10 protein-coding genes are annotated in these 12,252 nt (G+C 67.9%); 2 read left to right on the top strand and 8 right to left on the bottom strand.

Translation table 11 applies throughout. The annotated features are described in order from the left end of the window. Positions 1-80: 80 nt before the first annotated feature. The 8 genes from trxA to DFQ14_RS02750 form a co-directional block, all read right to left on the bottom strand. Complete coding sequence (gene trxA, locus DFQ14_RS02785; protein ID WP_114451382.1) at positions 81-407, bottom strand: thioredoxin; 327 nt, start codon at positions 405-407, stop codon at positions 81-83. 51 nt (positions 408-458) lie between these two features. Continuing rightward, positions 459-1,478 (bottom strand): thioredoxin-disulfide reductase, encoded by a 1,020-nt coding sequence (gene trxB, locus DFQ14_RS02780; RefSeq protein WP_114451381.1) that lies wholly within the window; start codon positions 1,476-1,478, stop codon positions 459-461. 197 nt (positions 1,479-1,675) lie between these two features. Next, complete coding sequence (locus DFQ14_RS02775; protein ID WP_114451380.1) at positions 1,676-2,500, bottom strand: hypothetical protein; 825 nt, start codon at positions 2,498-2,500, stop codon at positions 1,676-1,678. After that, a complete protein-coding gene (sigM, locus tag DFQ14_RS02770) occupies positions 2,497-3,105 on the bottom strand; it encodes an RNA polymerase sigma factor SigM (protein WP_114451379.1) in 609 nt (202 codons plus the stop codon). Before sigM ends, DFQ14_RS02775 begins: the two co-directional genes overlap by 4 nt. Positions 3,106-3,194: 89 nt before the next feature. Further along, complete coding sequence (locus tag DFQ14_RS02765) at positions 3,195-4,781, bottom strand: protein kinase family protein (RefSeq protein WP_114451378.1); 1,587 nt, start codon at positions 4,779-4,781, stop codon at positions 3,195-3,197. A gap of 128 nt (positions 4,782-4,909) precedes the next feature. Beyond that, the gene (gene murJ / locus DFQ14_RS02760) at positions 4,910-6,724 is read right to left on the bottom strand and encodes a murein biosynthesis integral membrane protein MurJ (protein WP_114451377.1); all 1,815 of its coding nucleotides are present in this window, start codon (positions 6,722-6,724) and stop codon (positions 4,910-4,912) included. Between the two features lie 58 nt (positions 6,725-6,782). Continuing rightward, entirely contained in the window at positions 6,783-9,272 is a 2,490-nt protein-coding gene (locus DFQ14_RS02755) for a DUF6049 family protein (RefSeq protein ID WP_141921382.1), read from the bottom strand. A gap of 3 nt (positions 9,273-9,275) precedes the next feature. Next, positions 9,276-9,803 (bottom strand): NUDIX hydrolase, encoded by a 528-nt coding sequence (locus DFQ14_RS02750; protein WP_114451375.1) that lies wholly within the window; start codon positions 9,801-9,803, stop codon positions 9,276-9,278. Positions 9,804-9,983: 180 nt separating this feature from the next. Between DFQ14_RS02750 and DFQ14_RS02745 the strand changes: the two genes are divergently transcribed. Beyond that, positions 9,984-11,480, top strand: a complete 1,497-nt coding sequence (locus tag DFQ14_RS02745) for a CCA tRNA nucleotidyltransferase (protein ID WP_114451374.1) — start codon at positions 9,984-9,986, stop codon at positions 11,478-11,480. 195 nt (positions 11,481-11,675) lie between these two features. Next, positions 11,676-12,248, top strand: coding sequence for a YqgE/AlgH family protein (locus tag DFQ14_RS02740; protein ID WP_114451373.1), 573 nt, complete (start codon positions 11,676-11,678; stop codon positions 12,246-12,248). Positions 12,249-12,252 lie beyond the last annotated feature (4 nt).

Raw genomic sequence — 12,252 nt, 5'->3', positions numbered from 1 at the left:
TTTGTCGACGGTATTCGTCGCAAACGGTGGGATCACGTCGATCGGTTGCCTTCGGCGGCGAGACCGCGCAGAAGGTCCGGTCACAGGTAGTCGGAGAGGTCCTCCAGCAACTGCGCCTTCGGCTTGGCTCCCACGATCTGCTTGACCGGCTCGCCACCGGAGAACAACAGCAACGTGGGGATCGACATCACCTGGTAGTCACGGGCGATACTGGGGTTCTGGTCGATGTCGAGCTTGGCGATCGTGATCTTGCCCTGGTGCTCGTCGGCGATCTCCTCGAGCACCGGAGCGACCATCTTGCACGGACCGCACCAGTCCGCCCAGAAGTCGACCAGGACGGGCTTGTCGCTGCTGAGAACCTCGGTGCTGAAAGAGTTGGCGTCCACGGTGACGGGTTTGCCGGCCATGTTCGTCTCCCTTGCTGATCGTGATTGGTGGAAAGGGTGATCCGAGGAGGATCAGCCCGCGGCGACGGCTTCGGTGTCGGCATCGGCTGCGGGACCGTACCCACCGCCGACATGCTCGGGTGCGACATCAGCAGTACCGGACGCCTCCTGCTCGGCGAGCCAACGCTCGGCGTCGATGGCCGCTGAACATCCCGAACCGGCGGCCGTGACGGCCTGCCGGTAGGTCTTGTCCACCAGGTCTCCCGCGGCGAAAACACCGGAAACACCGGTGTGGGTGGAAGGCTGCTGCACGAGCACGTAGCCCTCGTCGTCGAGTGCGACCTGGTTGTGGACGATTCCGCTGCGCGGGTCGTGCCCGATGGCCACGAACATGCCCGATACCGGCAGTTCGGAAGTCTCGCCGGTGACCGTGTCCCGCAGGGTGAGGCCGGAAACCGCGTTCTCGCCGTGCACCTCGGCAACGGTGGCATTGGTCCGCCACGCGATCTTGTCGTTGGCGCGGGCGCGTTCCAGCATGATCTTGGAGGCGCGGAACTCCTCGCGGCGGTGGATGATCGTGACCGACCGGGCGAAGCGGGTCAGGAACGTGGCTTCTTCCATCGCCGAGTCGCCGCCGCCGACCACCGCGATGTCCTGGTCGCGGAAGAAGAAACCGTCGCAGGTCGCGCAGGAGGACACGCCGCGGCCGAGCAGTCGGTCCTCACCGGGAGCGCCTACGTAACGGGCGGCCGATCCCATTGCGAGGATGACGGCCTTGGCCCGGTACTGGGTGCCGTTGGCGGTGACGATCTTGGTCTCGCCGGACAGGTCGAGGTCCTCGACGTCTTCCGTCCTGAGTTCGGCGCCGAAGCGCTGTGCCTGGGCACGAAACTGTTCCATGAGTTGAGGACCCATGATCCCGTCGGAGAATCCGGGATAGTTCTCCACGTCGGTGGTGTTCATGAGCTCACCACCGAACTGGGTGCCCTCGAAGACCAGTGGTTGCAGCTCGGCTCGGGCGGCATACACCGCTGCGGTGTAGCCGGCCGGGCCGGAGCCCACGATGATGAGGTTCCGGACGTCGCCAGTCACCGCGCCCCTTCCCTAGTTGCGTGCCCGTGGTCGTGTTCTCGCGCGTGGTGCGATGCCCGCGCGTTCGGGTCAACGTCGATCCTAGGCCCTGTTGTTCCCGATTCGGCGCTGCGTTGGCCCGGGCCACATCCGCCCGCACCCTCGCGGGGGTGGCGGAGGGCAGAGTACGGCGTGTATCGAACACGCGCCTGCGCCGGTCACCCGCCGAACACGGTATCGGCGATGGTGGCGGGCTGCCCGGGGCCGCATTCGGGACCGACGGCCAGCAACCGGAACTCGCCGGCCCGGCCGGTCGGCAGGACCAATAGCTGGACATCCTGCCCGTTGAGGGTGATTTCGCGTGCTCCGAGCGGACGCACGTGGCTCACCCCGTTGGCCTGCAGGCATCCGGGAAGCCTGCTCGGATCGGACAGGCCGGTGTATTGCTCGGAGCCGAGCACTGCCGCGAACTGCTCCCCGTTCAGCCCCAGACCGTCACCCCGCAGGGCCAACGGTGTCTGCTCCGTCCGGCCGGATCCCGAGGAGGTCTCCGGAGGCGCTGTGGCCGCGCGGGGCTGTGTGTCGGACCCACCCGGCAGCGACGTGGCCACGACCACGGCGCCGAGCACCGCCGCTGCGGTGGCGACCAGGCCCGCCACCCACCCGAATACGCGAGGTCCTGCCCCGCCGGGTCGCTTCCGGGCCGAGCCGATGCCGGTAACCGTGGCCGTCTCCGCCCGGTGCGGTATGGGTGCTTGCTCCCCGGAAGGGGCCGTGGTCCGGGAGTGTGCCTCGTTTCGCAGTGCCGTTTCGATCCGTTCGGTGACCTCGCCGGGCAGTGGTGGCGACGGCAGGTTGCGCAGTTCCGCGCGGGTGGTGTCCAGGGCCGCCAGGACCTCTTGTGCCTGTGGGTCGTTGTCCACCCGGGCTCGTAGGGTCTCGTGGGTCTCGGGGTCGAGCAACCCCGCCTGGAAGTCGGCCAGCAGGTTCGGGGACCACGGTGGGCCCTGCGGCGCTGCCTCGCGCCGGTCCTCGCCACTCATCGCCCCTCCTGTCGACGTGTGACCATCGCGTCACCTTCGACGCCGGCATCCGCATCCGGGTTCCGCAGATGCCCCAGGAGTCGAGCGAGCTTGATCCGGGCTCGTGCGCAGCGACTTTTCACGGTCCCCTCGGCGACATCCAGTATTACCGCTGCTTGGGAGACCGGGTATCCCTCGATGTCGACGAGCACGATCGCGACACGTTGATTCTCGGGGATCCGCTCGAGCGCGTCCTGCACCACCATCCGGACGTCCTGGTCGGCGATCGCATCGTTGCCGGATGCGGGTTCGCCGGGACCCGAGTCCGGCAGTGGAACGGTCGCTCTCGCCTGTCGCCGACGGATCCGGTCGAGGCAGGCGTTCACCACGATCCGGTGCAGCCATGTGGTGACCTGTGATTCCGCGCGGAAGGATCGGGCGCTGCGGAACGCCGAGAGCATGGCATCCTGCAGCGCGTCGGCGGCTTCATCGTGGTCACGCATGGTGCGCAGCGCCACCGCCCACAACCGGTCCCGGTGTCGGCGGAACAGTTCGGAGAAAGCGTGTGGGTCTCCGTTGGTATGCGCCGCGAGGAGGTCGAAATCCGAACCGAGGGGGGCAGCCACGGTGACGCACTCTACTGATCATGAATGACGGCACATCCGCCAGATCGGCGAGTTCGGGATCCGACTTGTGCCGGTTGCCCGAGTGGTCCCTACTGCGTCCGCCCGGTGACGGTGATCTCGTTGATCCGGGAGCTGTAGCGACCGTCCCGGGAGAGCTTGTTGATCCAGACCAGCACGTGAGAGGTCGGCTCGTCGGCCTTGACGGGAATCCGCGTGCTCTCGGCTTGGATGGTCCCGGTCCCGATGACCCTGCTGGATTCCAGTGTCGGTGACGTGCTCGATGCGGCGCGGATCTCCACCCGGGTTCCCGGGCTGGGCGACCGGATCGTGACCTCGGTGATCGTCGCCGGTTTCTCCAGCGTGAGCAGCAGGCCGATACCGTTTTTGAAGCCGGTGCCGAACTGGTCGTTGTAACTGTCGGTGTTCCAGTGGGTCGACGGGTCGCCGTCGTGAACCAGACCGGCGTCGGCGCGGTTGTCCCTGTTCTGCTCGGTGACGAACACATCGGCCCGGGTGATCGGCACGGACCCTGCGGCCGAGGGAGGTGGCTGGGCGGGTTGCTGCCTGCCGTTGTCGGTGCGCTCCGGCCGCAGGACCACCGACGGTCCCGAGTTCGCGTTCGAGCCGGTCATCAGGCCCACGAGGGCCGCGGTCCCCCAGCCGAGCACCACGAGGGTGGCTATCGTCAGCACGGCGACACCGATGGTCAGTTTCCTGCGCCGGCTGCTGTCGGGTTTCGGGTCCTCGGTGTGCCAGAGCTCGTTCTCCCGCGTTTCGCTGCCCGCCGGAGTGGACTGCATGACGGTGCTCGACGGTTCGGCATTGGCGTACTGCTCCAGGACACGCAGTACGGCTGCCCCGGTACGCACTCCGCCGGTGGTACCGGTCGTTTCCGGAGTGCCCAGCGCGCGGACGGAGACGGTGGACAGTTCGAGCGGCACGATGGGGCGCAGGGTGCGCGGCATGCTCAGGGAGCCGTCCGCATCGGTCGGTGCGCGCGGTGCCGACTCGGGGCCGCCGGGAAGTGCCCAGTAGCCGGTCAGCAGCAGGTACAGCGTGGCGCCGAGCCCGCGCACGTCCTCGCCGGAGCCCGCATGCGGCAGCGGCCCGGGAAAGGCCATCCGGATCTCGCCCTCGGAGGTCACCCTGATCCGTTGCGGGTGGTCGGCACCGAGCACCAGGCCCGCGTGGTGTGCGGCCTCGACCGCAGCGGCGAGTGGCTGCAGCAGCCTGGCCGCCGTACCCGGGGGCAGCGGTCCTTCGGCGACGAGGTCGAGCAGGTCGGTACCGTGCGTCCACTCGGCGATCACGAGGCCGAGTACGCATTCGGGATCTCCGGGTGACTGCGTGACCACGTCGAGTACGCGCGCCACGCCGACGTGGTTGAAGGTGCTCGCGTGCATCGCACGTTCCAACGTGCGGCGCGCGTTCGCGGCGTGCTCGGCGTTGGCGCGGTCGCCCACCAGGACGGTCAGGGCGACATCGCGGCCCAGCACTCCGTCCTTGGCGCGCCACAGCCGGGCAGCGCAGCGGTCGTCCGAACCGACCTGAGTGAGCAGCCGGTAGCGGCCGTGGTCCAGCACGGCACCGGGTACCAGCCCTTGCTCGTGTGAGCCTTCACCTCCGCCTGCTCCGCTGCGTTCCTGGCTCACCTGCTCGGTTGGCTTACCGCTCACCTGCTCTCTCCCGCTCCTTCCGGTCTCGCTGGGCGCTGTTGCCGGGCTGCTGGGGCTGTTGCCGCGGAATCCGGGCGCCCCGACCACCACGGAAAGAGGTTCCTGCTCGAGACTACGTGACGTGGACGTCAGCGACGATGAAGCAGACCGGTGATCCGCCCGATCGCGGGTTGCAGTTCGGTGACCCGGAGTGCCCACATCGCGCCGAAGACAGCGACGAGACCGATGGTCCCGCCGATGAGGAGTTGCAGCCACCCGGTCACGGCTCCTGCGGAGCCGGGAATCAGTCCGTCGATGCCGGCGCCGACCAGCCAGGCCAGTGCGCCACCGGCCACCGATGCCGTCAGCGTCTTGCCCAGAGTGATCAGGAAACGCCTGCTGCCCAGCGCTCCGAGGTGGCGACGCAGCCAGACCTCGCCGATCAGCCAGCCGACGACGAAGGTGAACGAGTTGGTGAAGACCAGGCCGAACAGGACCTCCTGTGGTGGCAGCACGGTCGCCACGGTGACCGCCATCAGCAGCTTGGCGGCGGTCATCGCGACCATGATCAGGGTGGGTGTCCGGGCGTCCTTCATCGCGTAGAACGCCCGCATCTGCATCATCGTGATCGCGTACGGCAGTACCCCGAAGGCGGAGACGGCCAGTGCGGTGCCGATCTGGTCGATCGAGCCGGTGCCGCCCTTGACGGAGAACAGGGCGAGCGCGATCGGTGCGCCGAGTGCGGTCATCAGGGCGCTGATCGGAAGCAGGAACACGGTCGACAGCCGGTTTCCCAGCGACAGGTCCTCGATCACCCGCTGGTGGTCCTGATCGGCCGCCGCCGCACTCATCCGGGGCAGGATCGCGGTCATCACCGAGAAGCCGATCACGCCGTAGGGCAGCTGCAGCAGCATCCACACGTAGTTGTAGATCGCCCACGCGCCGGGATCCGCGGCGGTGGCGACTTTGGTGAGCGCGATGAGGCCGATCTGGCTGACTCCGACATAGGCGAGCATCCACAGGGCCAGTCCGCCGAACTCGGACAGCCGGGGGTCCCAGCCCCACCGCCATCGGAACCGGAACCCCGTCTTGCGCATCGCGGGGATCTGGATGCACGCCTGCGCCACGATGCCGCAGGTCACACCGACGCCCAGGGTCAACAGGTGTGCGTCGGTCATGCGGACCGGATTGATCGTCAACTCGCCGGGGACCTGGGTGTAGATTCCCAGTGTGGCGAGGATGACGACGTTGTTCATCACCGGTGCCCACGCCGGCGGGCCGAAAACCTGCTTGGACTGCAGGATGGCGCTGACCAGAGCGCTCACGCCGTAGAAGAAGATCTGCGGCAACAGCAGGTAGGCGAAGGCAGTGGTCAGCTCCGTGGTCGCGCCGTTGGAGCCTCCGACGAAGATCGCGGCCAGCACCGGCGCGGCGATGACCGAGAGCGCCGTGCCGACTCCGAGGAGCACGGTCGCCAGCGACAGCAGCCGCTGGATGTAGGCCTGGCCCCCGTCGGAGTCGGATTTCTGGGCGCGTACCAGCACCGGCACGATCACACTGGTCAGCACGCCGCCGATGAGCAGCTCGAAGATGCTGGTCGGCAGTGTGTTGGCCACGGTGAACGAATCGTTGATGACGCCGAAGCCGACGGCATAGGCGAGGATGAGCTTCCAGCCGAAGCCGGTGATGCGGCTGACGAGTGTGGCGATGGCCATCGAGCCGCTGGCCTTGAGCAACGACGGTTTGCGGGAGCCGGGTCCGGAGTCCGAGCCGACAGGGGACAGGACCCGGGTCTGTTCGGTCGCCAGCTCGTCGACGGCCTCGTCGGGGACGGCGGGGATCGGCTCGGTCAGGCTCTCGGAGGCGAATGCAACCCGTGACTGCGAACTCGCCGTCCGAACCGATGTCGCCGGGTGAGCATCGGGGCTCGTGCCGGGGTCGGCGTTCCCGTTTCGGTGCACCACGTCAGCCCTTCACTCCTCGGAGTCCGTGCTCACTCTTACGTGTCCCCCGGCCAGGATGTCACTCCTCATTTTGGTTACGTTCAGTGGCGTCGTGTTCGGTATCCGGATGCTTGTGGTCACTGCTCTCGGTAGCGGCCCCCGGAGCAGCGGGCTCCGATTCCGAAGACGCAGACCCTCCCCGGATAGGTTGCTCCGTTTCCTGCTGATCATCGTTGTTGTGTGGTTGCTGCTCCCCGGCGGCGGCCTCGGCGCGCTGGGCGCGTGCCCGACGGACGAGGCGTCGAGCCGACAGCAGCACGAGCAGCGCCGCACCGACGATGGTGATCAGCAGCGGCATGGTGCCGTAGGCGTTCGACTCCAGCTGGATGCGCCGCGTGGAGCCGAGCTGGGTGCCGCCTTCGGTGCGGATGGTGATGTCGACGCTGAACTTGCCCGATCGGTTCACCTCGGTATCCAGCCAGAACTGACGGCTTCCGCGTGCGGGGATCTTGAGCAGTCCGAGGTCGGTGACCGTGATACCGGGTGGGCTGTCGACGTGCAGGTTCACCGCCACCGTCACCGGCAGTCGATTGGTCACCGTCACCGGAATCGGACTGTTCGAGGAGGTCAGTGAGATCTGGCCGTTGAACTCGTCGATCCGGACACCGTTCAGAGAGTCCGCCAACGCTTCGGTCGCCGTACTCACCCAGCGGCGGGAGGCCGTCGGATCACCTCGCCAGGCACTGGAGGCGCTGCGCAACAGCCCGTTGCGCAGCGAAGTGGTCAGGTCCGCGGGATCGACGTTGAGGGCGGGGTCGCGCTCGGCGGCACGGTAGAGCTCACCGATTTTGTAGTTCCGCGCGGCGATGATGTCGAGTGTCTCCTGGCGGATCTCCTCGGTGGCCGCCGACACCGGGTAGGTGAGTGTGGCCATGGGGAGTTGCTTCGCGGTCGCCGCCTGCTCCTGCCGGGAGTCCTGCTGCGGCTGTCGGGAGGCCGGGGTGGTCGGTGCCGCGGTCGTTCGGGACGGCGGCGCATCGTGCGAACTCCCGGACTGCTCGGAGGAACCGCCGCCCGACTCGGTGTCACCGCTCGAGCCGCCGCCCGACTCGGTGGTTCCCGGGAACCCGGTCGGTTGCACGTACCCGGCCTTCGTCAGTTTTTCGAGGCCGGTGAGCAGCCCGGCCAGGTCCTGCCCGTGAAGATTCCAGCGCCTCGGCGGGGCCAGCAACGATGTGGCGTTGTGCCCCCCGGAACCGGCAGTGGCTCGGAAGGCCAGGGCACCGAGGGTGTTCAGCGCGGACAGCGTCGCGTCCCCGGTGGGCGACAGCACCGTGGAGGAGCCGCCGTGCGGGTTCAGGGCCCGGGACAGCAATGGGTCGACGGGGTGAGCGGTGGGGGTGTAGTTCCCGTTTTGGGTCTTGATGCGCACCGGTTGCAGCGATCCCCGAGGCAGGGCCAGGGAGCGTGGGTGCATCAGCAGCGTGTCGATTCCCGTCCCGGAAAGCTGGGTCGCGGCAGGCTCGTCCAAGGCCCCGTCGATCGGCCACAGGATGTCGCGCCGGGGCGCCACACCGAGCTCGGCGCGCACGATCTCGGCACCGTCGAGAGCCCCGCTGACGAGGTCCGGCAACCCGGCCCGGCCGAGCGCGACGATGTCCGCGTCGCCGTAGGGCAGGGCGATCACGCAGCGTCCCTGCACGACCTCGCGCAGCTTGGTCAACCAGCGCTTCGCGGCCTCCGTGCCCCGGCCCTGCCGGGTACTCCCGTCGTTGTGGCGCACCCGGTAGCCGTCGGCCATCGCCCGGGCGGTGACGATCAGGTCCGGATCGACGGCGAAGCACAGTCCCCGGCCCACCGGTGATCCGGGGGGTGCCTTCTTGCCGACCGCATCGACCAGTCCGAACAGGCGGCCTCCCGGTGCCAGCGACTGCGCCAGCCGGTCGTCGGTGAGGACTGCCGGGCTGCCGGGAGTGCCTGCCCGCTCCATCCGCGGGCGATCGATCAGCGGGATCAGCATCGTGAAGGGAGTGGGCTGGTCGGGTGCGTCACCGGTGCTGCCCGGCGGGGCGAGCACGGGCAGCATGAACTGCGCTTCCGCTACTCGCGCGCGATTGCCGGAGGTGGGAGCACCGTTGACGTTGAGCAGCAGTGGGTACACCCCGGGGTGACTGATCCGCAGCGAATCGGTACCGCCGGTGATCGGGATGTGCAGTGTGAACCGTTCCCTGCTACCCGGGGAGAGACTGCCTGCGATCGTGGTGAATCGCGTGTGTGCCGCGGTCGCGGTATTGCCCTGCAGCGCCGCCCGGACGTCGGACTCGGTCGTTCTCGGGGTGCCGCGCTGGACCCGCATCTCCAGGTTGGAGAGTGTCCGGTTGCCGGTGTTGGCCACCGTCCCGGTGATGGTCAGTTCCGGCGGTGAATCGGGACCGATGATCGAAGGAGTGACTTCGGTCACTTCGATTTCGGTGCTTGTCGCACCCGGTTGCGCAGTTGCCTTCGGGGTGACCGCAGGCACCAGGCCGACCAGCAGTACGGCCACCACGGCAGCAAGGAGGAACCTCAATCCTCACTCCGTCCCGGCGCCCGGATCCGCCGTCCCGGTGGCGCTACCGAGAAGCGCGACCGCATGCCGGACCAGCCGGCGTTCGTCGGCATAGGCCAACACCTCGTCCAGTTCACCAAGCGGCACCCAAGCCACCTCGGTGACCTCCACGTCCTCGTCGGAAAGCGCACCACCCACCGCGTCCAGGAGGAAGTGATGCACGGTCTTGTGTACTCGCCGATTGTCCGCGACGAACCAGTAGTCGATCACACCGATCGGCTGTGCCACCTTGGCGATGATCCCGGTTTCCTCGGCGACCTCTCGCTGTGCAGTCTCCTCCGGGGTTTCGCCGGGTTCGATGTGGCCCTTCGGTAGCGACCACAGCAGCCGTCGCCGACGGTCCAGCCTCCCGATGATGGCAGCGTGGACTCCGGCGCTGTCGATGACCAGGCCCCCTGCCGAAGTCTCGTCCACCGTCCTCAACCGGCTCCGTCGACGCCGGTTCCGACGTCCCGGCCTGGCATCGCCGGAGCGTCCGGAGGAGGAAGGCATACCGCCGATGGTAATGGGCACCGGCGAGTGAAACGGTGTCGCGTATCACCCCGCGAAGGAATGTGCATCTTCGCGGGTGGTCGTGTCTCGGCCATCGCACGGGAGCGGGCCGAGCGGCCGATACCCTGGTTTGCTGTGTCCCCTCCGAATCCCGATTCGTCAGCACACGAGTCGTCGTCCATGCCCGCACCTTCCGATTCCGCAGCCGACCGCCCCGCAGCCGAGCGCATCGAGCGAGCCGCCCAACGCAATGCCGTGATGGAGCTGTTGAGGGTCGCTCCGGTGGCCGAAGAGCTCGCGCAGCGCTTCGCCGAGGAGGGGTATCGGCTCTACCTGGTCGGAGGCAGTGTTCGGGATGCCCTGCTGGGCCGGTTGAGCGGCGACCTCGACTTCACCACCGATGCCCGCCCCTCTCGGGTGCAGGAGCTGCTGGAGGACTGGGCCGAGACGGTGTGGGACACCGGTATCGAGTTCGGCACGCTGGGTGCCTACCGGCGCGGTACGACTGTGGAGATCACCACCTTCCGGGCCGACAGCTACGATCGGGTGAGCCGCAATCCGGAGGTCGTCTTCGGTGACAGCATCGAGGGTGACCTGCTGCGCCGCGATTTCACGGTCAACGCGACGGCGGTCGAACTTCCGCAACGTACCTTCGTCGATCCGCACGACGGCCTGACGGCTCTGGTGGAGCGGAAACTGGACACCCCCGCGACCCCGCAGGAGTCGTTCGCCGACGACCCGTTGCGCATGCTGCGTGCTGCCCGCTTCGTCTCCCAGCTCGACTTCGAGCCCGCCGCCCGGGTGGTCGAGGCGATGCGGGAGATGGCCGGACAGATCGAGCGCATCACCCCGGAGCGGATCCAGCTGGAGCTGTCGAAGCTGCTGTGCGGCAGTTCCCCCCGGCGTGGCGTCGAGTTGCTGGTGGACACCGGTCTGGCCGGGTACGTGCTGCCCGAACTGCCCGCGATGCGCCTGGAGATCGACGAGCATCACCAGCACAAGGACGTCTACCGGCATTCGTTGGTCGTGCTGGAGCAGGCGGTCGACCTGGAGCGCGCCGCGGATCCCGAGGCGGAACCGGATCTCGTGCTGCGCATGGCCGCACTGCTGCACGACATCGGCAAGCCCGCCACGCGGCGGTTCGAGCCGGGAGGCGGTGTGAGCTTCCACCACCACGAGGTGGTCGGGGCGAAAATGGCTCGTAAGCGTCTGCGGGCCCTGCGCTACTCGAAGGACGTCATCGGTGACGTGTCCAACCTGGTGTACCTGCACCTGCGATTCCACGGTTACGGCGACGGCCAGTGGACCGATTCGGCAGTGCGCCGGTACGTGACCGACGCGGGGCACTTGCTGCCCCGGTTGCACAAACTGGTGCGGGCGGATTGCACCACGCGCAACAGGCGCAAGGCCAACGCCCTGCGCCGTGCCTACGACGACCTGGAAGCGCGGATCGCCCGGATCGCCGAGGAGGAGGACCTCGCCAAGGTACGTCCCGACCTGGACGGCAACGAGATCATGCGGTTGCTCGGTGTCGCACCGGGTCCGGTCGTGGGCCAGGCGTGGCGGCACCTCAAGGACGTGCGGCTGGATCGGGGGCCGATGGAACACGACGAGGCTGTTGCCGAGCTGTACCGCTGGGCGCGTGACCAGGGAATCGAGTTCTCCGAGTCGGAGTGAGTACGAGCCGTTGATAATATTCGGTAGTACTGCCCTGTTGTACTGCCGAATATTGTCGCCCGGAAGTCATTCGCCGCCTTCGTGCCGGCCGCGAGGCAGGATGCCCCGCTTTCGCGGAAGCGGGTGCGACTGTGACGGCATGCGGACAACGGTGGGGCGCGCCCGAATCGGGCCGCGTAGTGAGATCATGCGTGTGTGGGAACCGACGCGGAAGTGAAACCGGGCATGTTGCTTGTCGCTGCCCCACAGCTGCTGGAGGACAACTTCCGCCGCACGGTGGTTTTCGTCATCCACCACCGGGAGCAGGGGACGCTCGGTGTCGTGCTGAACCGCCCGAGCGAGATCGCGGTGCACGATGTGCTACCCGAGTGGGGGAGCTACGCCAGCGAACCGCAGTCGCTGTTCGTGGGCGGCCCGGTGGAGCAGCGCACCGCGATCTGCCTGGCCGCTTTCCAGACGGGGGAGGATGTCGAGGCCCTCTCGGGAGTGGTCGGTGTCCGGGGGCCGGTGGGCCTGGTGGATCTCGAAAGCGATCCCGGCGGTCTGATGACCCGCACTCGGGGGATGCGCTTCTTCGCCGGTTACGCCGGCTGGGAGCCCGAGCAACTGGCCGGGGAGATCGACCGTGGTGACTGGATCGTCGTCCCGTCGCTGCCGGACGACGTCATCGCGGTTCCCGCGGGGAACCTGTGGGGGCGCGTCCTGCGAAGGCAGGGAACTCCCCTGGCGTTTCTGGCCACTCATCCCGGGGATGTCCAGCTCAACTAGGCAG

Origin of the sequence: Halopolyspora algeriensis, from assembly GCF_003337235.1 — a bacterium.
GTDB classification, from domain to species: domain Bacteria; phylum Actinomycetota; class Actinomycetes; order Mycobacteriales; family Pseudonocardiaceae; genus Haloactinomyces; species Haloactinomyces algeriensis.
This window is presented reverse-complemented; position numbering and strand designations above follow the sequence as displayed.

Bases quoted from the DNA above. Each gene is read 5' to 3' on its own strand.
- trxA (WP_114451382.1), bottom strand. From the start codon at position 407: ATGGCCGGCAAACCCGTCACCGTGGACGCCAACTCTTTCAGCACCGAG.
- DFQ14_RS02775 (WP_114451380.1), bottom strand. From the start codon at position 2,500: ATGAGTGGCGAGGACCGGCGCGAGGCAGCGCCGCAGGGCCCACCGTGG.
- DFQ14_RS02750 (WP_114451375.1), bottom strand. From the start codon at position 9,803: ATGCCTTCCTCCTCCGGACGCTCCGGCGATGCCAGGCCGGGACGTCGG.
- DFQ14_RS02745 (WP_114451374.1), top strand. From the start codon at position 9,984: ATGCCCGCACCTTCCGATTCCGCAGCCGACCGCCCCGCAGCCGAGCGC.